A 26,527-nucleotide genomic window follows, 5' to 3' on the forward strand; every position below is an offset into this window, starting at 1 on the left:
TATTTATTTTTTATTTTTAAAACGTTCAATCACTTTATCCTCTTCGGCTGCTTTTAGTTTTACGACTTCTGTGGTATTATTATTCGGAATAGTCATCGATAATATATATTGAATGATCTTCCAACCATTTTTTTCTTTAACCAAAACCCCAGAACCTCTGCAAATCTTCATATGTCCTTCCAGAAGTTCATCTACCCAAGCGGTTTTTCCGTCTTTTGAAATCACCACATGACGATCAATCGCTTTAAAATCCCAAGCCGACTTTCGCTTCGTACGATCAAAATAGGGTTTAGCAAAAGAAATAAATTCGGATTTTGTCCAACGCTCTGTTGCATCTGTTCCCATGTAAATAGACTTTTCATGCATCGGATTAAAATACCTATCAAAATCTGCAACCGCAGCAGCGTGATGCCAATCCGTCATAAGTTTGTCCACCACTTTTTCTTGTTGCGCAACCGTAAACCCAAAGAACAACATCAACGTCAAAAGAAATCCTCGTTTCATATATTTTCTAATTTGGATTGAAATATACAAAACAATCTGAAAAAGTCTTCGTTAAAGAAAAAAGTATGCTATTTTTATCTTATGAAATACCTTATTGGTTTATGTTTTTGTTTCCTGCTCTTGCACTGTGCAGAGCCGAAGAAGCACCAGCACACGTATTATTATTGGAAAACAAAACTCGCTTTGGATGAAGTGGAGAAAAAAGCATTAACAGAAGCGGAAATTCCTTTTCTCTACGTTCGCTATTTTGATGTTGATAAAATAGGAAGTCAATTCCAACCTGTTGGCGTGATTACAAAAAATGAAAGTTTCGAAACCAATAAAAAAATTGTTCCTACTATCTTTTTAACCAATCGGTCGCTTCTTAATATTAAACGAGATGAAATTCCGTTTTTAGCGAAAAGTATTTTGGATTTAATTCAGAAAAAAAATACGGAATTGCAACTTCAAACATCCAATGAAATCCAAATCGATTGCGATTGGACAGCTGGAACAAAAGCGGATTATTTTGCTTTTCTTGAAGAGTTGAAAAAACAATCTGGAAAAGAAATTACAAGCACCTTACGTTTGCATCAAGTAAAAGACAAAAAAGCAATGGGGGTTCCGCCCGTGGAAAAAGTATATCTCATGTGCTACTCCACTTCGTCACCTTTAGAAAATTCAACAAAAAACTCGATATTGGATTTTTCTTTGCTGAAAAACTATACGGCAAAACTAGAGGACTACCCTATTAAAAACATGAGCATAGCACTACCCATTTACTCGTGGGGAATTATTACCAATCATGTTGGCAAGCATAAACTCATCAATGCGCTATCGTCTGAAGATTTAAGCAAAGATGGATTGAAGAGAATTTCCACCAATGAAGCCGAAGTTGAAAAAGATGGCTTCTATTTTGGATACTTTCTTAATAAAGGATTTCACATTAAAGTAGAAGAAATAACTGCAGATCAATTAAAAGAGACAACTGCATATCTTGATAAAAAAGTAAAAAATTACGATATAGTATATTATCAATTAGACCGTAAATTTGTTAAAAACCAAATCCCAAAATGATGAAAAAGTGTATTTTAAGTTTGGCTTTAGTAGCCGCAACCTACCAAACCTATGATGCCTGCGCTTGGTACGATCCGGAATATGAATACTTTAATTTATTCACCCAAACCATAATTCCCGAAAAAGCCTATGCGCCTTTTCTTCTCACCTACGATTCCAAATACTATCCTCATAAATTCAGAATTAATGATGATAATATCCAATCTTGGAAATCGTTTTTTGGAAATCAGTTAACCTACGACCAAACCAATGAATTGGTCAACGAGGTCACATTAGACGAGCTGAGACAGATGCGGGATGGCGTATTCAATCGACCTTTGCTTAAAAAATTGGGGACAGGTTTTTACAAAAAAAACGCCGAAGCTATTGATTATTTAATGGAAGCCAAATACATGGAACCTTTCATGTATATCGGTGGCGGAACTCCTTCGGACTCCTTTTATTCGGCGCCAGAAAATACACTAAACGCAACGGATTTGGAATATCCGAAAACAATTGTCGCTTTAGAATCTTTATATAATGAGGCGAAGAATCCAGAAATCAAGCAGCGGTACGGTTTCCAAATGGTGCGTCTTAATCATTACACCCATCAATATCAAAAAGCCGTTGATGCTTTTAAAAAATATGTAGAACCTATCTCTGCTCGAGGAATCCCGTATTACATGGCTTTGGATCAATATGCAGGAGCTTTGCGCGGCTTAGGAAAAAAAGAGGATGCCAACTGGAATTTCTTTCAAGTCTTTTTGCACTCTAATTGGATGAAGGAAAGTGCTTATACATCGATGACATTTTATGATCATGCATCCTTTGATGATTTGCTAAATCGAGTAAAAACCAATCCTGAAAAAAATATGGCTTATTTTCTTTTGGGCTATCAGGATTTTAACAATCCGTTACCGATGATGGAAAAAATGTATGCGATAGACCCAAATTCGAACGAGTTGAAAGTATTAGCAACGCGAGCTATAAACGAATTGGAGCGAAGCTATCTTCCCACATTTTACAATCCAGATTACCGCGTCGGATCTGAAGGTGATGCTAAAACAGGAACAACGACTACCGAAATTAAAGCAGAAGAAAAAAAGCTAGGCATTTGGGACAAGATCGTCCGTTTCTTTAGAAATTTATTCAGTTCTAAAAAAGAGAAAGGAACCACGGAAACAGGATCTAAATCATCTGATAAAGAACTTTTAAACAACCCAAATCGAATTCCGTTTTTTACTGATAACAACCAATATTACAATGGAGACGACACCAAAGCAACAGAAAAAGACTATTTAGAAAGTTTAGAGAAGTTTTTAGATAAAACTCAAGATGAATCTCAAGATGAATACTGGAAAATCGCTTTAGCTTATGTAAAATTCATGAAGCAGGATTACGAAGGAAGTTCGGATATTTTATCTAAAATAAACTCTAAAAATCCTGAGTACCTTGCCCAAACGAATAAAATGAAAATGCTGAACGAAATTGTATCTCAACCAAGAATTACAAATGAATTTGAACAGCATTTATATCGTACCTATCCAAAAGAATTTGCAAAAGAAGAAACCACGCCTGCTGTAGATTCTTTAGGAAACTACGATTATGAAGCCATGAGACCATCCACAGGTGAGTTTATCCAAGATATTTTGGCCAATCGGTATTTCTTGCAGGGCGAACATGGAAAATCGTTCTTAATGTCCAACAAACTTTCAGGCCTACAATCCAACCCAGATTTACAGTTGGTAAAACAAGTGGAAGCTTTTGTGAACAAACCTGGTAAAAATGATTTCGAAACCAACATTATCGCTTCCAATGTGGATCAAGTAGGTGATGTTAATGCGTTTTTCAATATCATTTATGGTGATGGTGAAATGAAAAATGCAAACTTCCTAAATGCGAAAAAGCATTATGAGAAAGCACAAAACTTTGCAGGAATTAGCCGTGGTCCCGATTATTTTTATAATACGGAGACTCAAAAATCCGAGATTGTCCCACAAAAAACGGATGGTTATAATGGATTCAAAAATATTCCTGGGCTTGTGTTTGGTCACAACACCATGGTAAGTTATGGAAGTGCTGACGATGAAACCATGCAAGCAGAACCATTTGTGAGCCAATTTCCAATGGTGAAAGCCAACATGAACAAACTAGAAATTGCAAATGCTTTGGTTGAATTATCAAAAATCGGAAATGGAAGCGATGAAAAAGCAGCTCAAGCCAATCAACTTATCGGAAATGTATTGTACAATACGTCCAAGCTTGGCTATTATCGTCATTTGTTTGTGATGGACATTGATAATTCTAACGGGCCTAAGTTCAGGGATTGGGGAACAAATTACAATCGAATTGTGTACTATAAAAATTACGCTTGGGAACAATATTTAAGACCTGATAACTTCAACACTCCGATGAAATATTACGAAAAGGCATTGAAAACGGCGACAAACCAAGATCAGAAAGCGCAAATTCTTTTCCAATTAGCAAGTGCTGAACAAGGGAAATACTACCAATGGGAAATGAAACAACCTGAAATCGATTATACAGGCGAGGACTGGAGCGAACGACTGAAGAAGCGTGAAGACCATTTGTTAGCAGTGAAGAATAAAGAATACAAAACGTATTTTGCACAACTAAAACAAAACTATCGCAATACAGAAAAAGTCAAAGAACTGATGGGCAACTGTCTGTATTTTGAATACTATATGAAATAAACAAAAAGCACCTCTTACAAGGTGCTTTTCATCTTAAATAACTGAGAAAAAATCGCCATTTCGAAATTGAAATGGCGATTGCATTTACTAAAACTTGTAATTAAACTGAACTGCGATATTTCGAGGATTGATTTGATCGATATATCCACCACGGAAATACGAATTATACCCCACCGTATCGAAAATATTATTAAAGAATACTCTTAAGTTATATTTATTATTAAGATTGTAACCTATTTGCGCATCAACAGTTGTGTACTCTTTCATCATGAAAGGCTTTTCACCGGGCTGCACACTATTTACATGTCCAGCCGTAAAGGATTTCTGAGTCCACTCATCCACTGGTCTTTCACCAACATAATAAACACCCGCACCAATATCCAGACCTCGTAATGCACCTTCAAATTTGTAATTCAACCATGCATTTGCGGTATGCTTTGGCGCATTCATTGGTGAAGAACCATTCACATAAGATGGACTGTCTTGATATTTAGCATTTAATAAAGCCCATCCAGACATAATCTGAAGGTTTGGTAAAATTCGGCCGATTAATTCCACTTCAACCCCGCTTCTACGAAGACTTCCTGCTAAACCGTACATCGTTTGTCCATTAACAATTACGGGATTGTAATTTTCATCTAGAATTCCGAAAGACAGATTATCTGTTTTAATATCAAAATACGTCACATTAAAACGTAATTTTTCTCCTAACCAATCGGATTTGATTCCAAATTCCCACTGCTTCGTATCTGAAGCTCCAACGTTTCCGCCAGAAATCAATGTATTATTTGCAGATCGCAATGAAGTAGTCGTTGTGTAAGATCCAAAAACATTTAAGTTCTCAATTGGGAACAACATTAATCCAAATGACGGATTCCAAGCATCGGTATCAATGCTAGAAGAACCATTAACTTTACTATATCGGATACCTAAATGTGCTTTCGCATACTTCCCGATAGACACTACATCTTGAGCCATAAAACCTAAAGTTGGGGTAACATTGGGTGTACTTTGTGTACCTTCAAATACAACATCGTAAGGTAATGTATTGCTAACATCTTGCAAAACATTAATCTGATCGATGCTTTTTATTGCATTTGCAGGAGCAATACTACCTTTGTATGCTTTGTACGACGTAGTAGTAACATCGGTTTGCTTCCAATCCATTCCTACTTGGAAGGTATGTTTTAAGAAACCAGTTTCTACATCTTGCCCGATAAAGTCGAATTGGAAAACTTTGTTTAAATCTTTTCTTGCACTTTTTGCAAGGGTTCTATTTCTAAATTCGTTTGGATTTTTAGAATCTACTGGTGACAATGATGCTCCTGTACTTTCGCTATCGTAGTTTGAATTGATAAAGGCCGTACGCAATTTTAATTTATCTGTTAACTTTCTAGTTGCGGATGTTGAAAAATTGAATGTTTCAGTATGGGCATTGTCTGATGAAAAACCAAGGAACTTCCCTTTTGGCATTTCATAAAGAGCATTAACCGTTCCGCTCGCAAGATTAACGGTACCACGATCAGGCGTCGTATCGTTATTCATGTAATCCATTTCAACAACAATTTCTGTTTTGTCGTCTGGACGAAAAGCAATCGAAGGATTTACATAAATACGTTCTGTAGAAACATATTTTCTAAAAGAATTGCTGTTTTGATACGCCGCATTAAAACGGACAGCAACTCGACCATTAGCATCTAAAACTCTTTGAAAATCTAAAGTTGGACGATACAAATCCCAAGAACCATATCGGAAACCAACATTAGTTAAATTTTGAAACTTCGGAACTTTCGTCACTACATTAATAACACCTCCTGCTGCACCTAGTCCATCACCAATTCCTTGCGTAACCGCAGCAGAACCTTTGATTACTTGAATGGTTTCTACACCTTGCATTTCGGTAAGCATAGAACCGGTTCTGAAATCGGAATCCATCATGACACCATTCTTCAAAACAGGAACACCGCGATAACCACGAATAGACATACTTTCTTTTACACCACCATAACTACCAAACTGGGTTACTCCAGGAATATTTTTGGCAACATCCGTTATAGTTAATCCCCCGAGGTCTTCAATCACCTTATATGAAATTACCGATATACTTTGGATTTGATCACGAATTTTTAAAGGTAAACGTGTGATAACTTCTAGCTTTTCGGGACTTTTTCCTCGTTCTCCAAAAAGTTCTACTTCTTCGATGGCATTCGTTTTTCTGATGGTATCATTATCTGTGTCTTGAGCGCTGGCAAAAAATCCACCGCATGCAACTAATGAAAGTACTATTGATCTCTTCATGTAAAATATTTTTGCAAATATATTATTTATAATTATTCTAATTAAAGATAAATTATGATAAATCTCATAATTCGCAAAAACAGGCAAAAAAAATCGTCGTTACAAAAAATGTAACGACGACTAAGATACCATAACTAAAATTTTACTTATTTTTTTTCACCATTAAATTCTAATTCAATATACTGTGGTTATTAGTTTTTACCTTCTTCATAAAAATGTGTTTTCGGTCTCTGTACAAAATCCAAATACAGTTATGGTGGAAGATTTTGTGTACATCAAAAATAGAAAAGCAAGCAAAAAAAATCAAAAAATCAGGGTGGACAAAAGGGTGGACATCTTATAAAGCACCATCAACAAACAGTTCTAGAAAAAACAACATGCAATTAAAGCATCGATAAAAAATCAATTGTACAAGAAAATTCTTTTATTTAATTTTATCAAAGTGAAACTTAAAGACTTATATGGTTAAATTTTATGCATTAGTACTCTTCATTTTTCTTCCCATTTTTCATTTTTCTCAGTTTTTCAATTTACAAAACGAGGGAAAAATGCAGAAGACTTTGTTCCAAGAAATTGCAAATGTCTATGCATCCAAAAAGGATACTCAATCACTAAAAGCATCATTAAACCAAACCATAACAAATAATCAAGAAGTACGTAATCTTATTCCAAAAGAAATACTTACTTCGGCTCTCGTTGCTCAAAAATATGCTGATCTTATTGGAAAGGAAAATCCAACAAGTACAAAACATTATACAAAAGCTATTGAAGATGCAAAAGAATTGGGAAAACCTAATGTTATTGCATGGACCACGCTACAATATGCGCGTTATCTATATACGTACAGACACCTTAAAAAAGCGTTCCAGCAATACATGATCGGAATTAAGATTCTAGAAAACTTACCAGAAAACAAAATCATCGACTCGGGTCAAAGTTATATGCGGATTGGGTACTTTCTTGCATCCATTGGCGAGCTTGAAAAATCAACCCAATTTTTGCAGAAGGCCAAAAGTTCGTATCCCAATAACTCAAGTGAATATGCAGCAATTGTAGATAATATTGCCGTCAATCTTATTAAACTGAATCAACTTCAAAAAGCAAAAGAAAATCTAGAAGTTGCGAAATCGGTGGCACTAAAAATTAATGACAAACCGAGATATGCCAAAGTTCTCGGGAACATGGGCAATATCAATCTTCTTGAAGGCAGCTACCAGGAAGCAGAAAAACTTCTCTTGGAAGACATTTCTATTTCTAAAAACGAAAAGATGGAAATGAATGAAATGTTTGCGACCGTCCTTCTAGCTAAAACCTATCTAAAACAAAATAAAATCAGTGATGCTGAAAAAACATTAAAAGATGCAGAAAAAATAGCTTCTGCTTCGACTTACTACAAATCGGATCTTTATGAAATTATAGAACTTCAAAAAAATCTGGCTCAACAAAAAGGAGATTCAAAAACAGAATTAGAACTTCGCCGAAAAATGGATATTCTTCGGGAAGAGTTGAAGACAATGGACGGTATAGAAACTACAAACGAAGTCTATTGGGAAGCACAAAAACAATCTTACGAATATCAAATAGAAGCGGAACAAGCCAAAGCTTCAAAAGAAAAATTACAAAAAATAGCAGCTATTGCGTTTATTGTTTTACTTTCCATCATTTTCTTTGTCATTAGAAGATCACTTCGCAACGAACAAAAAAATGAAAAAGCGCAATACGAAAAGAAAGTATTGAGGCTGATGGTGGACAAAATAAGTTCGGAAAATAAACTTCATGCATCACAGCAAACCATAAAATCGTACACCGACTATCTTTCGGAAAAAAATAAACAAATTGAAATCCTCGAAACGGAAATAGAAAATCTCAAAGACGTTTCTCCCGATTTTGAAACGAAAAAATCAGAACTTGAAAACCTGCTGCAATCGCATTTGATGACGCAAGAAAATTGGGAAAAATGCAAATTGGCTTACCAGAATGAATACAGCCAAGACTATCTAAAAATAATAGATTTATTTCCTGACCTTACGGATTCTAATCTTAGGATTGTCATATTAAGTCAACTAGGATTTAAAAATAATGAAATGACCCGAATTCTTGGCGTTACGGTAGAAGGCATCAAAAAGGCAAAACAGCGCCTTCGCAAGAAGTATGGTGACGCTATGGAACCATATCTTTCTGGCGTGAACTAAACCTACTTACTAGGATAGGGAATCGCTTTCGTTAGGTCAATTGGATTATTATACTTTCTCAACTTTCGTTGCTGATCCGCCCGAACTTCATTTTGATTTTTAGAAGTCACCAAAGTTCCATCATTTAAATAAACCCCTTCAAATTTATCGAAATCCATACCTCCACTCTTCATAAAACTAAGTGGATCAATATAATTTGAAAGTCTAAGTTTTATATATTTTTCCCAACTAAGACTTATCGCCTTTTCGTATAAAATTCCAAAATACTTTAATGTCGGTTGAGTCTCCTCGAAATTTTGAGATTTAATAACTTTAAATGAATAGTTTTCCTTATCATCGGAAATCTCCATAATTAAACCAGGTAATCCATGAAATTTATACGGTCCTTCTTGAAAAGGAATCTCAGGTGTAAACCAAGCTATCCACTTTCTTCCGCCCCAAGTTGTGGTCGCCTTTTGTAAGGTATATTGCCCTACTTTCTTCTTTTCATCAAGTAATTTCCAGGTTTGAACATCATTTGATGACATTTTATACATTTGATATTCAATTAAAACACATTCCGCAAAATTAACACTCCCCTTATCATGGAACGTAATACTAGTAAAGCTTGGTGCATTTTCAGAATTCAATTCTATATTGTTATTCACTATAGAATCCAAAACATAATAATCACGCCCATAAAAAAGACTTTCTTTCGGGTTGATATCCAAATGGTAAAGCTCTTTTGTAAGAAGAGAATCCAAAGAATCCTTTTTATACTGAACTTCGTAAAAAAAACGATGCGTTTGCGCGTTTGAAATTAGGCCAACAAGAATAAAAAGAAAAGGTAAAATTTTCATCAAAATGTATTTGTAATTAAAAATAGCAAAAAAAACAAACACCCGATACACAAAAAAAATCTCCTTTCATTTCGAAAGGAGATTATAAAAGTTAAATTATTCGCTAAGTTCTAATGGAAGAATTTTCCGCTTAGCTCTTTCACGAATTTGTTTTGCTCGCTCTTCACTTACTTGCAACCCCATAGATTTGGCGACTTCAGCTAGGTTTTCTTGATAATTGTCTTTCGCCTTTATAAAAGTTTTTTTATCTGTCTTGGTGATTTTAAATTTCCGTAATTCAGGAATTGAAATAAACTGATGATCGTTAGGATCAAATTTGATTAATTTAAAGTTATAAATGTTTTCGCTATCATATAATTCAACTATAAGCCCTGGTAATCCAGAAAATTTATACGGTCCTTCATGAAAAGGAATTTCAGGCGCATACCAAGCAATGAAGTTTCTACCGTAGATACTAATCTCTGCATTATAGCATTTAAAACCCTCGACCATTTTTGTCCCTTCTTTTAGTATCCATCTTTCTTTAGGAAAATTTTCACTATAATAAAAATTCTTTCCTCCTATAAGATCATAGGTAATGACTTCATTCTTTACTTTCAGCTTTTTAATGTAAAAGGTAAAAGGCGTTCTTGGAACTCCAGCCATTGAAAGATTACCTTTGATATCCTTAGGTTGGTTTTTCCAATGAAGTAATATTGAATCCCTATGAACATTTCTAACATTGCTAAATATTGAAACACTATCCTGCACACTTAGAACAAATTTAGCCTCTCCATTTATACCTGTGGAATCCTTTTTTGCGCTACTGTAAGTCATTGAATAATAAAACAAATGATTTGTTCCATTTTGTTGGGCGGCACAATATAGCGCAAAAAGAGAAAATAATAAATATAACCTTAACTTCATTAGCAATCAATATAGCATCCTCCACAAAAAGTATCCTCTACTAAATACCCAAACTCAATATACTCTTCCTCTGGGAATTCAGCTGCATCTCTACAAAAAAAACCAGCTTCTCCGCAAGACGAATGATAAACTCTACACTCTCTCTCTACATTTTCTTTTTGTTTTTTTACTTCATTTTTCTGAGTCTCTTTTTTTTCTTTAGGAACTTCATTCTTAATGTTAGCACTCATAAGTCCTGCAAGACTTAGTGCAGAAACTACTAATAATTTTTTCATAATAAATAAAATTTTGGTTATTAAGTGCAGTAAAACTAAAACTAAAACTAAAACTAAAACTATGCAAATAATTTATTAAAAAATATAAAAAAAATAATAAATTTTTAAAGTTAAATTAATCACTTATGAACTTTAAATTCAAATAAAAATCCCCTTTCATTTCGAAAGGGGATTCTATAATCATAGCAAAGTATGCTTGTATCACACTTTAATTTCTACGTCAACTCCTGAAGGAAGTTCTAGTTTCATTAATGCGTCTACAGTTTTAGAAGAAGAAGAATAGATATCCATCAATCTCTTGTGAGCTGATAATTGGAACTGCTCTCTTGCTTTCTTGTTTACGTGCGGAGATCTCAACACTGTGAAGATTCTCTTGTGTGTAGGCAATGGAATAGGACCATTAACTACCGCACCTGTAGCTTTTACAGTTTTTACGATTTTCTCAGCAGATTTATCTACTAAATTGTAATCGTAAGACTTAAGTTTTATTCTGATTCTTTGTGACATTTTAATCTAATTTAAATATTAAGCTTTAGACTTCGCGATTACATCTTCAGCGACATTCTGTGGAGCTGCTTCGTATTTTTCGAATTCCATAGAAGATGTAGCTCTACCTGAAGATAATGTTCTTAATGAAGTTACATAACCAAACATTTCAGAAAGTGGAACGAATGCTTTGATAACTTTAGCGTTATTTCTGTCATCCATACCGTTTACCGTACCTCTTCTTCTGTTAAGGTCACCAACGATATCTCCCATGTACTCTTCTGGAGTAACAACTTCTAACTTCATGATTGGCTCCATGATAACCGCTTTCGCAGCTCTTCCAGATTCTTTGAATCCCATTTTTGCAGCTAATTCGAAAGATAACTGATCCGAGTCAACCGCGTGGAAAGATCCATCTTTAAGAACGATTTTCATTGAGTCAACTTCGAAACCAGCCAAAGGACCATTTTTCATTGATTCTTTGAAACCTTTCTCAACTGAAGGGATAAATTCTTTAGGAATGTTACCACCTTTAATTTCGTTAACGAATTCTAGACCTGGTTTACCTTCGTCTGCTGGACCGATTGTAAATACAATATCAGCAAATTTACCTCTACCACCTGATTGTTTTTTGTAAACTTCTCTGTGGTTAGCCGTAACTGTTAAAGCTTCTTTGTACTCTACTTGAGGTTGTCCTTGGTTAACTTCAACCTTGAACTCTCTTCTCATACGGTCTACGATGATATCTAAGTGAAGCTCACCCATACCAGAGATGATCGTTTGTCCAGAAGCCTCGTCAGTTTTAACCGTGAAAGTAGGATCTTCTTCAGCTAATTTTGCTAAAGCGTTACCCATTTTATCCTGGTCAGCCTTAGTTTTAGGCTCAACTGCGATACCAATTACTGGATCTGGGAAAACCATAGATTCAAGAACGATTGGGTTCTTTTCATCACATAATGTATCCCCTGTTTTAATATCTTTAAATCCTACTGCTGCACCAATATCACCAGCTTCGATAAACTCGATAGGCTCTTGCTTATTAGCATGCATTTGGAAAATACGAGAAATTCTTTCTCTGTTGTTAGATCTTGTATTCAAAATGTAAGAACCAGCATCTAATCTACCAGAATACGCTCTGAAGAATGCTAATCTTCCTACGAATGGGTCAGTTGCAATTTTAAATGCTAAAGCTGCAAATGGCTCAGATACTGAAGGCTTTCTTGAGATAGGCTCATCTGTCTTAGGATCAGTACCGTGAATCGCTTCTTTATCCATCGGAGATGGTAAATAACGACAAACTGCATCTAACATAAACTGAACACCTTTATTTTTGAATGAAGAACCACAAGTCATTGGAATGATAGACATATCCAAAGTTGCTGCTCTTAGAGCTGTATGGATTTCTTCCTCTGTAATAGAGTTTTCATCTTCCATATATTTCTCTAATAACTCTTCATCGTAAGCTGCAATCTCTTCGATCAATTGACCTCTGAATTGCTTAACTTCGTCTAACATTGATTCTGGAATGTCAACGATGTCAAAAGTAGAACCATAGTTATCATCATGCCAAACAATAGCTCTATTTTTTACTAAGTCTACTACTCCTTTAAAGTCTGATTCTTCACCGATTGGTAAAACGATAGGAACTGCATTAGAACCTAACATTTCTTTAACTTGCTTACAAACGTTTAAGAAGTCTGCCCCTTGACGGTCCATTTTGTTTACAAATCCCATTCTAGGAACTTTGTAATTATCTGCTAGTCTCCAGTTAGTTTCTGATTGTGGCTCAACACCATCAACAGCAGAAAACAAGAACACTAAACCATCTAATACTCTTAATGAACGGTTAACCTCAACAGTAAAGTCAACGTGTCCTGGTGTATCGATTACGTTAAAATGGTAATTTTTAGCATCAGGAAGTGGTTTACCTTGCTCTGTTGGGAATTTCCAATCAACAGTTACTGCTGCAGAAGTAATGGTAATACCTCTTTCTGCTTCTTGCTCCATCCAGTCAGTTGTAGAACCACCTTCGTGAGTTTCCCCAATCTTGTGATTTTTACCTGAATAAAATAAGATACGTTCAGTTGTTGTAGTTTTACCAGCATCAATGTGCGCAGCAATACCAATATTTCTAGTTAATTTAAGATCTCTACTCATTGTCTTAATTAGAATTTAAAGTGAGAGAAAGCTTTGTTAGCTTCTGCCATTTTGTGAGTATCTGTTTTCTTCTTATATGCAGCACCTTCCTCTTTCGCAGCTGCGATAACTTCAGCAGCTAATTTCTGAGCCATTGACTTATCATTTCTTGCTTTAGAGTATTTGATTAACCATTTCATCGCCATAGAAATTTTTCTATCTGCTCTGATTGGCATAGGAATTTGGAAGTTAGCACCTCCAACTCTTCTAGATCTTACTTCTACGTGAGGCATAACGTTAGTTAATGCATCTTTCCAGATTTCTAGAGAAGTTTTTTCGTTATCACCTTTTTTGTTTTCAACGATATCTAACGCATCATAAAAAATTTTGAATGCGATAGATTTTTTACCGTCTAACATTAAGTTGTTTACGAATCTTGTTACCAATTGATCATTAAACTTCGGATCTGGTAACAACGGTCTTTTTTTCGCTTTTGTCTTTCTCATTGCTTTTGTACCTTATTTAATGATTATTTTTTCTTACCTGTTGTAGCTGCAGCTTGACCTGGTTTAGGTCTCTTAGCTCCATACTTAGATCTTCTTTGTGTTCTTCCATTAACACCTGCAGTGTCTAATGCACCTCTTACGATGTGGTAACGTACTCCCGGTAGGTCTTTCACCCTTCCGCCTCTTACCAATACTATCGAGTGCTCTTGAAGATTATGTCCTTCGCCCGGGATATAGGCGTTAACTTCTTTACCATTAGAAAGTCTTACCCTTGCAACTTTTCTAAGTGCAGAGTTAGGTTTCTTAGGGGTAGTGGTATATACTCTTGTACATACACCTCGTCTTTGTGGACAAGAATCAAGGGCAGCCGATTTGCTCTTCTTGGCAAGCGTGGCTCTTCCTTTTCTTACTAATTGTTGAATAGTAGGCATTTAATTGCTTTATATTTTAGGGTGCAAAAATACTAATATTTTTTTAATCCACAAGTAGTTAGAAAAAATATTCTGAAGATTTAATATGGAATTGAAAACATGGGCTATCATTTTAATCTCAGCTGCGAGGTATACAAAACTTTAGATTTATCTTTTACTGTATCTTGTTTTAACCACTTAATTTTTGGATTTATAGTACCAGCATAACTTTCCTTCAATTTCCCTATCTGATTATTAGTATGTGTATATTGAAAAGATTTATTAGAAAACGGCAATTGATAATTTGTGACTTGAATGATGTGGGTTTCATCATTAAAAATATACTCTTTATTTGCAAATTGCGCCATTTGCGGCTCTATTTCCTTTTTATTTTCCAAATAATTTCCTGGATCTTTTAATCCATACAAAACCAAAAAAATAAAAAACAGACAGCTCGTATTCCAAACAATTTTATCCGATGTCGTATTTTTAAAGTACAGTATAAGAAAAGAAAAAAACAGACAAATGTTGCTAACCAGCATTAATCGGATTCCCAACTCTTCAATCTGTTGAAACCGAAATGAAAAAAACATTGCAACTGCATAAAATAAAGAAACCACCCATAATAATAAATGAAAATAATAATTTTCTGTATTTTTTGCTTTTCGAAAATAAATGATAATAAAACGAAGAATAGCGATATCTACTAAAAATAAAATTAACTGAAAGGCAAGGCTCCCAAAACTATCCGATTTTGGCTTCAAACCTATATAAGGATCAATAGCATTAAACATCCCGACGACATTTCGAAAAGTTTGAGTCATAGATAAATCGTTTTCGCTTCCACGGATAACTTCTCCCGTAAAACTTCCAAAATACATGTAATTAAAAATCAAATAAGAACCAATTGCCACACCTGAAACACATAAAAACAGTAAGAATGGTAAAAAATAACCCTTGCTTCTCATTTTACTAATCGTCAAAACAAAAAACAACGTAATTCCTAAATACACATATATTGCTGAATACCTACAAGTAAACATAAAAAACAACATGAAAGAAGCTAGTAAAGCATTAGAATAACCACTCTTATTATGCATCAATTGATGTAAAAAATAAAGAAGAAAATACATGAAGAATATAAATGGTCCTTCAGACATCGCTCCAAAAAAAGCAAAATAAAAAGTCTTTGCTGCTAGTAATAAAACCGTTTCTCTGAAATAAAATTTTTTACTGTAAGAAAAAACTAAAATTAGAATTCCAAAAATTGTGTTCAATATTTTTGAAGCCCAAAAGTAATCTTGAGTAAAATAAAACATCGTTTTTAGTAGAATTGGATACCCCAACGGAAATAAATTTGTTTTAAGCTCAGGTAAATCTGCTGCAATCCCAAAATAAGACAAACTATCTGCACCAACCCCTCCAAATGAAACAAAAAAAGTCTGCAAAAAATAGACTACTATTACAATTACAGCCAAAATTTTATATTTCATTTTTTATAGATTTATATATTGTGCAATAATAGAAAACTTTATTCAAACTAAATACAAAAAACGTCCTATAGGCAGTATCAATCAAGAATCCTTCGTATCCGAAATACAAAACCATACCTTTGTTATATAAATACAAGCTTATGAAGAATTCTAATTTTATCGGACTACAAGAAGCCGATTGCAAAAAAATATCAGAACAACTTAACGTCCTTTTAGCCAACTACTCTATTTTCTATCAGAACACCAGAGGCGCACATTGGAACATTAAAGGGGATCAGTTTTTTACGTTACATCCAAAGTTTGAAGAACTTTACAATAACCTAGTTCTCAAAATCGATGAAATTGCGGAACGTATTTTAACTTTAGGATCAACACCAAACCATAATTATTCTGATTATCTAAAACTTTCTACAATAAAAGAAAGTAAAGAAGTAGTTGATGGAACGAAATGCGTTGAAAACATTCTTGCGTCCTTCAAAACGGTAATTGCATTGCAACGTGACCTTTTGGACGTTACCGAAAAAGCCAATGACGAAGGAACCAACTCACAAATGAGTGATTACATTACCGAACAAGAAAAAGAAGTTTGGATGTACTCCGCTTATTTAGGAAAATAACCTTCCTTATAAATAAGGTATAAAAACGCTTTTCTTCAGAAGAGCGTTTTTTATTTGATCGCCAACACAATGCGAAAGAATATTTTCTATATTTGCCGAAAAATTACTCATTTGAAGTTACTTTATTCTCTCCTCTTTTTTTCAATTTTAAACTTTGCTCAAACCGGAATTTCTTCGGCTGAGAAAAATGCGCTTCTCCAATTGCACCAGCAAACTAATGGTGAAAACTGGTCTATCCAATGGGATTTATCCAAAGAACCTCGATTTTGGTACGGCGTAAAAGTGAAAAACGGAACGGTCGTTGAACTCCGTTTGAACGGAAATCTACTTCAAGGAAACCTTCCAAGCCTTTCCGGTCTTCCAAATTTGAAAGTTTTGGATGTAAGCTCTAACAGACTTCAAGGAAATATCGGTTGGATCGCTGGTTTAAATTTTCTGGAAAGCGCCGATTTTAGTTCCAATGAATTTTCAGGAACTATTTCGAGTGAATTTAGCGGAAATACACGACTTAAAGAATTGTATTTAGGAGATAACCTTTGGAAATTCAACAATCCGAATTCGTTTCTTGAAAGCATCAAACAAGTTACTCGATTGGATATTTCGAATTTTGATTTGATTGAAATTCCGAGTTCTATTCAAAATTTAACGCAATTAGAAGAATTAAAACTTTCCAATAATCAAATTAAAACGGGTTTTTCAAATTTGGTTGGATTAAGTAGTTTAAAAAAACTACAACTAGCAAATAATCAATTAACAGCGATACCGAAAGAAATCAATCAACTTTCATCTTTGGTGGAATTGGATTTGAGTTCGAATCAAATTGACAACTCTAAAATCCCATCATTAGTAAACCTTCAAAATTTAGAATGGCTTTCGTTGGAAAACAATCAGTTTTCAACAATTCCATCGGAAATTTTGGTGCTGAAAAATTTAGTTCATCTAAATCTAGGAAGAAACCGAATCTCAGGAAACCTGTCTTCGCTTACCCAATTAAAGAATCTTCAACAAGTTTGGTTGCATAATAATTTATTTGATGGCAATTTCCCTAATGAAATTCAGCAAATGAAAAACCTTCAAATGCTTGCTTTACGAAGTAATCAATTGACGGGGAATTTACCACAAGCGCTGCCTGAAATGGTTGATGTGAGCAATAATCGTTTTACGACGGCCAACTTACAAGATGCCGTTTCATCGAACCCACAAATGGTTGATTTTCGATATTCGCCACAACGTTATGACGAAGCCACAACCATCAAAGCATCGATTGGCGGAAATGCATTGTTAAAGCAAAGCTTACCCAGTCAAGATGGCTACACGTTTTCGTGGTTTAAAAATCTCGACACCAATCTTCAAAAACCATCGGAAAGCCTGAGTTTAAACAACATTCAAGAAGCTGATTTCGTGTATTACACTGCCGAAGCGTATTTGGAGCAAGATTTAGGTTCAAAATTATTTGAACTTTCTTTATTTAGAGAACCGATTTTTATCGAAAATGAATTAGCTGTTGAAGACATCAAAAAACAACTAGCAATTTACCCCAATCCGACCAAAGATTATCTTAACATCCTATCCAAAGGAATTTCTTTTAACGAATCGGCTATTTACGATTTATCAGGAAAACTCGTATTGAAAAGTAAATCAAATAAAATAGACGTTCGCACGTTACCTTCTGGCGCTTACCTTCTAGTGATCAATACCGAGAAAGGTAATTTAGTTTACAAATGGATTAAACTTTAATCTATCGTTTCTACCTTTTTTATTGCGAAACTTCCGTATTTTTGAATTCTCACAAAAATGCGCAAATGCACAACATTCATTTAAAATCCATACTGGACAACGATTTCTATAAAATTACCATGCAAAATGCGGTGGTAAAACTTTTTCCTAGTCCAATCGTAAAATACGAATTCATCAATCGTGGAAAACACTTTTTCCCGGAAGGTTTTGATGCCGAACTTCGAAAGCTTGTAAACGCCATGGCTGAGCTAAAGCTATCCAAGGAAGAAAAAGCATATATGGCGAAAACCTGTCCTTATATTGATTTGCCGTATTTGGATTTCCTTGAGGGTTATCGCTACGACCCATCGGAAGTTCATATCGAGCAAAACGGATCTGATCTTAGCGTTCGTGTTGAAGGACTTTGGTATCGCACCATTTTATGGGAAGTTCCTTTGTTGGCTTTGATTTCCGAGCTGCATTATGTGATGAATCATATGGAACGAGACTCCAATGAATTGGTTATTGAAAAAACGTTAGACAAAGCCGATCAATTAAATAAACTTGGCGTTACGTTTGCAGAATTCGGAACACGAAGAAGACATTCCTACAACGTACAAGATTTGGTTGTAAAAGCCTTGAAAGAAAGGGCAAATACAACATTTATTGGCTCTTCCAACGTTCATTTTGCCATGAAATACGGTATCAAACCAATTGGAACGCATGCTCACGAATGGTTTATGTTCCATGCAGCCCAATACGGATTCAAAATGGCAAACGAAATCGCCCTAGAACATTGGGTTGATGTGTATCGTGGAGATTTAGGAGTTGCTCTTTCAGACACCTACACGACGGATGTTTTCTTCCAGCAATTTGATAAAAAATTCTCGAAATTATTTGATGGCGTTCGTCATGACAGTGGCGATCCATTAGAATTTGCAGATAAAACGATTCAACATTACAAGAACAACGGCATTAACCCTTTGTACAAATACATTATTTTTTCGGATGGTTTGAATCTTGAAAAAGTTGAAGAAATAACGAAATATTGCACCGGGAAAATCGGAATTTCATTTGGAATTGGAACAAATTTAACCAACGATGTAGGCTTAAAACCAATGAATATCGTTATGAAACTTATCGGTGTACAAGCATCCAATAAAGAATGGATTCCTACCGTAAAACTTTCTGACGAACATGGAAAATATACGGGCGACCCTAAAATGATTGAACTAGCAAAAGAATTTTTACGAATTAAAGATTAGTTATGAAAATTGTCTATTCATTATTTTGTGCACTTTTGCTGACTTCGTGTGCCATCAATATCACCGGAGTCAAAAAACAAAATGGAGCACCTGGAAAAACAAGTGAGGAAGTTCGACTTCAAAAGTTGAAAGAAACCGAAGCGGCCAATAAAAAACTAGCAGATTCTTTAGGTGCTGATGCAATGGGAATGAAAACCTATATGCTTGTTATTTTGAAAACCGGACCTCAAGATTCGAAAATAACGGACAAAGAAAAACGGTCGGAATTGTTTAAAGGTCACTTTTCAAATATGGAAGAAATGCAAAAAGCAGGAAAACTGAAAATCGCTGGACCTTTTGCAACCAAAAACGAACTTCAATACCGGGTTTATTTCTTTTAGATGTTAAAACAGAAGCCGAAGCAAAGCAGCTGGTAGAAAAAGATCCTACCATTGTAGCGGGCGTTTTCAGTTACGAGGTTTTACCTTGGTTTGGCTCGGCTGCTATTCCGATGTATTTAAAATATCACGAAAAAATTGAGTAGAAAAAGCCTTAATTTTTTTTGATTTAGTACAAGTTAACGGCGGCCTTCGGCCGCCGTTAACTATTTAAAAACACGTACCCCCATTCAAACATTAATTCAAAACAACAAAACACGGCTCAGTTTTTCTTTCTATTTTTGAATTATGGAAATCCTCTATTATATTTTTGCTTCACTTCTAGGCGCTTTATTCACTTTTTTATACCTAAAAACGATTTGGGTTTCTAAAGATTTACATATTGAAAATCAAAAACGTCTTTCTGAAGAAACTATTCGAAACTCGGTCCTAGAAGAAAAATTAAATTCTTCAGAAACAAAGCTAGAAATCACAAATTCAGAACTAGCTGAAAAAGTTGATTTGATCGAGGATTTGAAAAATGAATATTTTAAAACCAATGCTGAAAAAGAGATTTTAGCCAGCAAATTAAAATCTCAACATGAAGATTTCCAAAAACTGCAAGAACAATCGCAACTTCAATTTGAAAATCTAGCAAATAAAATCCTGGAAGAAAAATCGGAAAAGTTCTCATTAAATAACACTCAGCAACTCAAACAAATTCTAGAACCATTTCAGGAAAAAATAAACGATTTCAAAAAGCAAGTAAGCGAAGTTTATGAAAAAGAAAATAAAGAACGTTTCTCATTAGCTGAAAAAGTAAAAGAGCTCGCCTCGTTAAATCAACAGATCTCCGACGATGCCAAAAAGCTCACTCGTGCTTTAAAAGGCGATTCTAAAACTCAAGGAAATTGGGGTGAAATGATCCTGGAACGAATCCTGGAAAAATCAGGCTTGACAAAAGGGCGAGAATATTTTTTGGAATATCAATTAACCAACGAAGACGACAATCCGTTGTATAGTCAGTTCTCTGGAAAAAAAATGCGTCCAGACGCCGTTGTAAAATATCCCGACGATCGTCATGTGATTATTGATTCCAAGGTTTCGTTAACTCATTTTTCTGAAATTACAGATGAAAACGATCCGGAAACACATGAACTTTTATTATACAAACATCTCAATTCCATAAAAAACCATATCAATGAATTATCGTCAAAAGCTTATGATGATTATCAAAATACGTTGGATTTTGTCATGATGTTCATCCCAAATGAGGCAGCATATATAGCAGCTATGCAATTAGATTCTAACTTGTGGAATTATGCATATGACAAGCGAATTTTACTTTTAAATCCAAGCAATTTAATAACGTCCTTAAAATTGGTTTCGGATTTGTGGAAACGTGAAAATCAAAACAAAAATGCGCTAGAAATCGCTTCACGTGGAGCGAAATTATATGATAAGTTTGTCACGTTTACCGAACATTTGGAGCGTGTAGGAAAAAACATCGATCAAGCAAAAACTTCGTACGACGACGCATTTAAAACGTTAACATCTGGAAAGGACAATTTAGTTCTTCAAACGGAAAAAATGAAAAATCTTGGCATAAAAAACAAAAAGGAACTGCCCAATTCTTGGCTTGAAGAGGAAGAAACTTCGAATAAAGGAGAGTAGAATTTTGTATTTTTGCATCTAGAAATGATTCCATCATGATTGAAAGCCTACAAAACGAAAAAATCAAAAACTTAAACCGACTTAATACGGACAACCGATTCCGAAAAAAATCGAAATTTATCGTTGTTGAAGGTCAACAAGAAAACGATAGAGCCATTCAGTTTGGCTATTCACCACAGGAGTTCTTTATCTGTGAGGTATATTTTCAAAAAGAACATCCAAATGGCAAAGTTCATTTAGTTACCGATAAAGTCTATGAAAAAATAGCGTATCGTGGAACTTCGGAAGGTATTATAGGTATTTATGTGGCGAAAGATCATTCTTTAGAAAACTTCAACGTTCCTGATAACGCATCAATTATCGTCGTTGAGGGCATGGAAAAACCTGGAAATCTTGGCGCAATCCTAAGAAGCTGTGAAGCTTTTGGTATTGACGCTCTTATTATCACGGAGTCTAAAGTAGATTTCTATAATCCTAACGTGATCCGCTCTAGTGTTGGTTGCCTTTTCGGAATGCAGTTATTTGAATCTACTAATGAAGAATTATATGCATTTCTGAAAGAAAATAATGTTGAAATAAAAACGACATTCATGTCAGATGATGCAAAACTACTTCCTCAAGTAGATTTAAAGTCAAAAACTGCTCTTTTTTTCGGAACGGAACATTCTGGTTTAACAGACTATTGGAAGGATAAAGGAAAAAATTGTTTAATCCCAATGAGCGGAACAATCGATTCCCTGAATTTGAGTAATGCTGTGGCGATTAGTTGCTACGAGTTCTTAAGACAAAAAATGGCATAAAAAAACCGCTTCTCTGAGAGAAACGGTTCTTGTTTTTTACTTGTTCAGTAAATTACTTAGTAGCTTCTTTAGCAACTTCTTCTACTTTAGCAGTAGCAGAGTCAGCAGCAACTTTTACAGAATCAGTAGCAGCGTTAGCTGTAGAATCGATAGCGTTAGTTGCAGAATCTGCAGTTGCTTCGATAGAATCTGTAGCAGCAGTTACTTCAGTTGATTCAGTTTTTTTACAAGCTACAAGAGCTAAAGCAGCGATACCAGCTACGAACAATGATTTTTTCATAATAAATTAAATTTAATTTTGTTAAATATTTTTTTCTTGATCACTAATGTTCATCTAATTGAACAGGACAAAGGTATGGCAGCAATTAAATTTGTCTAAGAAAAATAATTGTAATACATTTGTAAAATAGTTTTACAAAAAATTATCACTGACAATCAGGCAATTATATATTTTTAATTATTTTGACAGATTTCGAGATTTTATACTTTGAGCAATTAAAAAAGAATATTCAAGCTCAATATTTGGAGACTCACACCCCTGAGAACGAAAATATTTCTACTTGGAAAGGGATAGACATTGTTTATTTCCAAGAAGATTTGCGAAAACTCGCAAAAGGAAATATCAGCGAAAAGTCTTTCTACACCTACTTTAAGAACAATTCTAACGGAAAACTCCCGAGAATTGATATGCTAAATTTGCTTGCGATTTATGTAGGATATCAATCGTGGTCTGAATTTAAGAAAAAAAATGCAATTGCGGGTGAAAATATTCCTTCAAGTAAAAATGAAGAGGTCGAACCTAAATTATTAGATTTTGAACAACCAAAATCTGAAGTTACGGTTGAAAAAACGGCAACTTTGGAACCAAAAACAGAATCAAAAACAACCGTTTTACAAAATATAGAATCTGAAAACCAGCAAATTACAAAAAAACAAACTATTCAATCCACTCCGACTACTCAAAATGAAAAATTGGAAAAAAAAGGGGCAATTTCTTGGATAAAAAAATATTTATGGCTTGGCTTGGCATTAATTTTTGGATCGGGAGCTGGACTTTTAGGTTTTAAAGATGAAATTTTTGGAAAAAACTATACGTACTGCTTCACCGATGCCGATAGAGGAAGTAAATTAAAGTGGGATATCGAAATTAAAGTTATTAAAGAGAATGAATCTCCCATCTTTTATCGCGTAAAACCGGGTGAGTGTTTCCATTATCCTACAAAAGATCAAAGTCTTTCTATGGAAATAAGTTCTCCGCTGTATGAAAACCTCATCGTCAATCGAAATCTCGAAAATGCTCCTAAGGAAGAAAGCATCGAACTAAAACCAGACGATTATAAATTTGCGCTCTATTATTTCTCCCAAATGAATGTTTCTGGACAATCCGAGCAAAATATTAATCAAAAAAGAAAAGAATTAGAGGCTAGAATCAGCAATAACGCTGTTATTAAGCAGATTTACGATTCGGATTTATACGGCGTAGAAAATATTAGCAAAGAAAAATACATCACTCTAGTAACCACTCCAACAACTTCTCTTAAAAATCTCAACCTAATTGAGATGAAGCGAGACGATCAAGGAAAAATCATTTCCATTAAATTTAAAATCACCGATCATGAAAAAAATTAATATCCTACTAGCAATCGTTTGCCTAGCCTTATTTTTCATTGCCTGTGACAAGAAAGCGCCAGAAATGAGCGATTTGGATAAACTTCGAAATTCAACCAACGAGATAAGTTATCCAGCAGTACAAATGGATAGTATTCAAGCAATTAATTCAATAACGAAGCAAAAAGTTCAAGAATTACTAGAACTTTCTACCTTATATGTGGGTGGAAATAGAAAAACACAAATTGATCAAGCGATTTATAAGCAACTTCAAGAATACTTCTATCAACCGGATTCGTTGACTTTCAAACCATTATTTTCGGAATTAGACAGCTTAAAACCTAAAACCGCGAAAGTGAGTCAACTAGAGGTTTTACAGAACATTAATGGCAGTGATACTATTGATATTGCAAAATTTAATGTTGAATACTTCGATAAAAATAACAAATCCATTGGGAAGTTTGACCGAAGTGCCGAATACACGTTATTACCGTCGAATAAAGGCGACAAAGAATTTAAGTTTTTCTTTAAGAACTTCTATAAAAAAGGTAAAGCAGTGGTAAAAGACACCACTTCTGTAGGCGTAATGAGATAATCCATTGGAATATCCCAATCGGAAGTATCTGAAACAGATTGGTCTGGAGTAAAAAATCCAACTCCAATCTTAATTGGCTCCGAACTTAAACTAGCAAAAAGCCGATCATAAAATCCTTTACCGTAGCCGACTCGCTGCCCATTTGGATCGCAATAAAGTAATGGCGTGATGCAATATTTTAGATTTACAGAACTTGAATCTTCAGTCCCTAAGGGTTCGCGAATTCCCCATGAATTGGTTTCAAAAATGGTATTGGGAAGAATTTCTAAGGTTATCAGATTGTCACCAATCATTTTCGGAACAAAAACTCGAATTTCGCGCGCCCATAATTCTTGAATAATCGCTGAAGTATCAACTTCGTTGAACTTATCAATCGACAGAAAAATGTGAACACAATCACCTTTCTGTAACTGAAAACGTTCAAAAAATTGGTTTTTGATCTGTTCTGAAAAAAGCAAAACCTCTTCTTTCGAAAAGGCTTTTCTTTTTTCTAAATATAGTTTTCTAAGTTCAGATTTCAACATGCGATTATTAGTTTTCTGAATCTAATATCTTATAAATCTTATCCGACAAACGAACTCTAAAAGGAAGCTCAAAAGTGATTTGATCTCCTTTTGTTGCCACTTCACAAGATGCTCCGTTTGCAAAAAGCTCTGTAATAGTAACTTCTTGTTCACCAGTTGTTGGTCCAGAAATTAAAACTTTATCTCCAACAGAAATTTCATTATTCTCAATTAAGAATTGAGCAATTTTAGATTTCGTAAAATAATGTTCTGCTTTACCAAGCAACGTCTTTTTAACTTTAATTTTCTGACGAATATCGTTAGTTTCTGCTTTTGTTGTTGCTTTTGCTAAAGTTGTTGTCGATAAATCTCCAGATTTTTTAAATTTCAAAGAATCGGATTTTCCTTTTCTGAAAATTTTATTTCCAACTTGTAAACCTTTACGTTTTGCAACTTGCTCCTCCCAAGGCAAATGAATAGTCTCTAAACATTCTGTGCAACATGTATTCTCCATCGCAGCTTTACATTCATCACATTGGATAAACAACAAATGACAAGCATCATTTGCACAATTAGTGTGGTTATCACACGGTTTTCCGCATTGATGACACTGTGAAATAATATCGTCTGTAATCCTTTCTCCTAAACGATGATCGAACACGAAATTTTTCCCAATAAACTTACTTGGAATATTTTCTTCTTTGATTTGACGAGTATATTCAATAATTCCGCCCTCTAATTGATATACATTTTTGAAACCTTGATGTTTGAAATAAGCACTCGCTTTTTCACAACGAATTCCGCCTGTACAATACATCAACAAGTTTTTATCTTCTTTGAAATCTTGCAACTGATCGTTGATAATTGGTAAGCTTTCTCGGAAATTTTCTACATCTGGCGTAATTGCCCCTTCAAAATGACCGACTTCGCTTTCATAATGATTTCGGAAATCCACAACAATCGTATTGGGATCTTCTAACAAATCATTAAATTCTTGAGCTTTTAGGTGAATTCCTTTATTCGTAACGTCAAAAGTTTCATCGTTCAAACCATCAGCTACAATTTTGTTTCTAACTTTAATAGTTAACTTCAAAAACGAGTGATTATCTTGCTCAACAGCTACATTCAAACGAATACCTTTCATAAAATCGTATTGTTCTAAAGTCTCGCGAAACGCTTCAAAATTCTCTGTAGGAACACTCATTTGAGCATTAATACCTTCTTTAGCAACGTAAATTCGGCCAAGTGCATCGAGTGCATTCCAAGCTATGAATAGGTCGTCACGAAATTTTTTGGGATCTTGAATTTTTGCGTACGCGTAGAAAGACAATGTAAGACGTTCCTTACCAGCTTCATCAATAAGTTGAGCTCTTTCTTCTGCGCTTAATGTGTTGTACAGTTGCATGCTATAAACGTTTTAAGTGAGAAAAATAATTTCGGCAAAGGTACGGATTTTTATTGTTGACTAAAAAATGGAAATAATGGCATTCGTACTGACTTTAATCATACAAATTGACAGCAAAAAGTCTTTAACAATTCATAAAAACAGGGCTTTTTAAGACTCGAAATTATAAATAGATATAAATCTCGTTAAACTTT

The 26,527-nt window shown here is 34.5% G+C and carries 24 protein-coding genes; 11 read left to right on the top strand and 13 right to left on the bottom strand.

Annotated elements, in window-relative coordinates; genetic code table 11:
- Positions 1–3 precede the first annotated feature (3 nt).
- Positions 4–504: a nuclear transport factor 2 family protein gene (locus AC5XHR_RS06495; RefSeq protein ID WP_495949970.1), complete on the bottom strand. Its 501-nt coding sequence runs from the start codon at positions 502–504 to the stop codon at positions 4–6.
- 81 nt (positions 505–585) lie between these two features.
- On the opposite strand from AC5XHR_RS06495, the gene AC5XHR_RS06500 reads away from it, so the two are divergent.
- Together AC5XHR_RS06500 and AC5XHR_RS06505 are read left to right on the top strand one after the other, a co-directional pair.
- Positions 586–1,560 (top strand): hypothetical protein, encoded by a 975-nt coding sequence (locus AC5XHR_RS06500; protein WP_495949971.1) that lies wholly within the window; start codon positions 586–588, stop codon positions 1,558–1,560.
- Positions 1,560–4,253, top strand: coding sequence for a hypothetical protein (locus tag AC5XHR_RS06505; RefSeq protein ID WP_495949972.1), 2,694 nt, complete (start codon positions 1,560–1,562; stop codon positions 4,251–4,253). The genes AC5XHR_RS06500 and AC5XHR_RS06505 overlap by 1 nt, the downstream gene beginning before the upstream one ends.
- Positions 4,254–4,340: 87 nt before the next feature.
- On the opposite strand, the gene AC5XHR_RS06510 is transcribed toward AC5XHR_RS06505, so the two are convergent.
- Positions 4,341–6,551 (bottom strand): TonB-dependent siderophore receptor, encoded by a 2,211-nt coding sequence (locus tag AC5XHR_RS06510; RefSeq protein ID WP_495949973.1) that lies wholly within the window; start codon positions 6,549–6,551, stop codon positions 4,341–4,343.
- 548 nt (positions 6,552–7,099) lie between these two features.
- Here AC5XHR_RS06510 and AC5XHR_RS06515 point away from each other — a divergent pair.
- Positions 7,100–8,743, top strand: coding sequence for a tetratricopeptide repeat protein (locus tag AC5XHR_RS06515; protein WP_495949974.1), 1,644 nt, complete (start codon positions 7,100–7,102; stop codon positions 8,741–8,743).
- 2 nt (positions 8,744–8,745) lie between these two features.
- On the opposite strand, the gene AC5XHR_RS06520 is transcribed toward AC5XHR_RS06515, so the two are convergent.
- The 8 genes from AC5XHR_RS06520 to AC5XHR_RS06555 form a co-directional block, all read right to left on the bottom strand.
- Positions 8,746–9,582 (bottom strand): GLPGLI family protein, encoded by an 837-nt coding sequence (locus AC5XHR_RS06520; protein WP_495949975.1) that lies wholly within the window; start codon positions 9,580–9,582, stop codon positions 8,746–8,748.
- Between the two features lie 96 nt (positions 9,583–9,678).
- On the bottom strand, positions 9,679–10,488 hold the full coding sequence (locus AC5XHR_RS06525; protein ID WP_495949976.1) for a GLPGLI family protein: 810 nt from the start codon (positions 10,486–10,488) through the stop codon (positions 9,679–9,681).
- The gene (locus AC5XHR_RS06530; RefSeq protein WP_495949977.1) at positions 10,488–10,763 is read right to left on the bottom strand and encodes a hypothetical protein; all 276 of its coding nucleotides are present in this window, start codon (positions 10,761–10,763) and stop codon (positions 10,488–10,490) included. The genes AC5XHR_RS06525 and AC5XHR_RS06530 overlap by 1 nt, the downstream gene beginning before the upstream one ends.
- Before the next feature lie 201 nt (positions 10,764–10,964).
- Complete coding sequence (rpsJ, locus tag AC5XHR_RS06535; RefSeq protein WP_069800872.1) at positions 10,965–11,270, bottom strand: 30S ribosomal protein S10; 306 nt, start codon at positions 11,268–11,270, stop codon at positions 10,965–10,967.
- A gap of 18 nt (positions 11,271–11,288) precedes the next feature.
- The gene (fusA, locus tag AC5XHR_RS06540; protein WP_495949978.1) at positions 11,289–13,406 is read right to left on the bottom strand and encodes an elongation factor G; all 2,118 of its coding nucleotides are present in this window, start codon (positions 13,404–13,406) and stop codon (positions 11,289–11,291) included.
- Positions 13,407–13,414: 8 nt separating this feature from the next.
- Positions 13,415–13,891 (bottom strand): 30S ribosomal protein S7, encoded by a 477-nt coding sequence (gene rpsG, locus AC5XHR_RS06545; protein ID WP_079667158.1) that lies wholly within the window; start codon positions 13,889–13,891, stop codon positions 13,415–13,417.
- A gap of 23 nt (positions 13,892–13,914) precedes the next feature.
- Complete coding sequence (gene rpsL, locus AC5XHR_RS06550) at positions 13,915–14,322, bottom strand: 30S ribosomal protein S12 (protein ID WP_495949979.1); 408 nt, start codon at positions 14,320–14,322, stop codon at positions 13,915–13,917.
- A gap of 107 nt (positions 14,323–14,429) precedes the next feature.
- Positions 14,430–15,794: a glycosyltransferase family protein gene (locus tag AC5XHR_RS06555; protein ID WP_495949980.1), complete on the bottom strand. Its 1,365-nt coding sequence runs from the start codon at positions 15,792–15,794 to the stop codon at positions 14,430–14,432.
- 140 nt (positions 15,795–15,934) lie between these two features.
- Between AC5XHR_RS06555 and AC5XHR_RS06560 the strand changes: the two genes are divergently transcribed.
- The 6 genes from AC5XHR_RS06560 to AC5XHR_RS06585 all read left to right on the top strand — a co-directional run bounded on the left by AC5XHR_RS06560 (position 15,935) and on the right by AC5XHR_RS06585 (position 22,222).
- Positions 15,935–16,411: a Dps family protein gene (locus AC5XHR_RS06560; protein ID WP_495949981.1), complete on the top strand. Its 477-nt coding sequence runs from the start codon at positions 15,935–15,937 to the stop codon at positions 16,409–16,411.
- Between the two features lie 111 nt (positions 16,412–16,522).
- On the top strand, positions 16,523–18,148 hold the full coding sequence (locus AC5XHR_RS06565; protein ID WP_495949982.1) for a leucine-rich repeat domain-containing protein: 1,626 nt from the start codon (positions 16,523–16,525) through the stop codon (positions 18,146–18,148).
- Between the two features lie 65 nt (positions 18,149–18,213).
- Positions 18,214–19,392, top strand: coding sequence for a nicotinate phosphoribosyltransferase (gene pncB, locus AC5XHR_RS06570; RefSeq protein ID WP_495949983.1), 1,179 nt, complete (start codon positions 18,214–18,216; stop codon positions 19,390–19,392).
- 2 nt (positions 19,393–19,394) lie between these two features.
- On the top strand, positions 19,395–19,772 hold the full coding sequence (locus tag AC5XHR_RS06575; RefSeq protein ID WP_495949984.1) for a hypothetical protein: 378 nt from the start codon (positions 19,395–19,397) through the stop codon (positions 19,770–19,772).
- Between the two features lie 285 nt (positions 19,773–20,057).
- Positions 20,058–21,422, top strand: coding sequence for a DNA recombination protein RmuC (locus AC5XHR_RS06580; protein WP_495949985.1), 1,365 nt, complete (start codon positions 20,058–20,060; stop codon positions 21,420–21,422).
- A gap of 35 nt (positions 21,423–21,457) precedes the next feature.
- Positions 21,458–22,222, top strand: a complete 765-nt coding sequence (locus tag AC5XHR_RS06585) for a TrmH family RNA methyltransferase (protein WP_495949986.1) — start codon at positions 21,458–21,460, stop codon at positions 22,220–22,222.
- A gap of 52 nt (positions 22,223–22,274) precedes the next feature.
- Here AC5XHR_RS06585 and AC5XHR_RS06590 read toward each other — a convergent pair whose 3' ends face one another.
- Positions 22,275–22,502 (bottom strand): hypothetical protein, encoded by a 228-nt coding sequence (locus AC5XHR_RS06590; protein ID WP_495949987.1) that lies wholly within the window; start codon positions 22,500–22,502, stop codon positions 22,275–22,277.
- A gap of 242 nt (positions 22,503–22,744) precedes the next feature.
- Here AC5XHR_RS06590 and AC5XHR_RS06595 point away from each other — a divergent pair, with 242 nt between their 5' ends.
- Both AC5XHR_RS06595 and AC5XHR_RS06600 read left to right on the top strand, forming a co-directional pair.
- Positions 22,745–23,851 (top strand): hypothetical protein, encoded by a 1,107-nt coding sequence (locus AC5XHR_RS06595; protein WP_495949988.1) that lies wholly within the window; start codon positions 22,745–22,747, stop codon positions 23,849–23,851.
- A complete protein-coding gene (locus AC5XHR_RS06600) occupies positions 23,838–24,425 on the top strand; it encodes a hypothetical protein (protein ID WP_495949989.1) in 588 nt (195 codons plus the stop codon). The genes AC5XHR_RS06595 and AC5XHR_RS06600 overlap by 14 nt, the downstream gene beginning before the upstream one ends.
- Here AC5XHR_RS06600 and AC5XHR_RS06605 read toward each other — a convergent pair.
- Positions 24,368–24,949 carry a 5-formyltetrahydrofolate cyclo-ligase gene (locus AC5XHR_RS06605; RefSeq protein ID WP_495949990.1) on the bottom strand — a complete coding sequence of 194 codons (582 nt, stop codon included), beginning with the start codon at positions 24,947–24,949 and terminating at the stop codon, positions 24,368–24,370. The two genes, AC5XHR_RS06600 and AC5XHR_RS06605, sit on opposite strands and share 58 nt — an antisense overlap.
- 7 nt (positions 24,950–24,956) lie before the next feature.
- Entirely contained in the window at positions 24,957–26,333 is a 1,377-nt protein-coding gene (gene trhO, locus AC5XHR_RS06610) for an oxygen-dependent tRNA uridine(34) hydroxylase TrhO (RefSeq protein WP_495949991.1), read from the bottom strand.
- Positions 26,334–26,527: the final 194 nt, after the last annotated feature.

The sequence above is a fragment of the Kaistella sp. CFF1-2 genome (assembly GCF_059509915.1).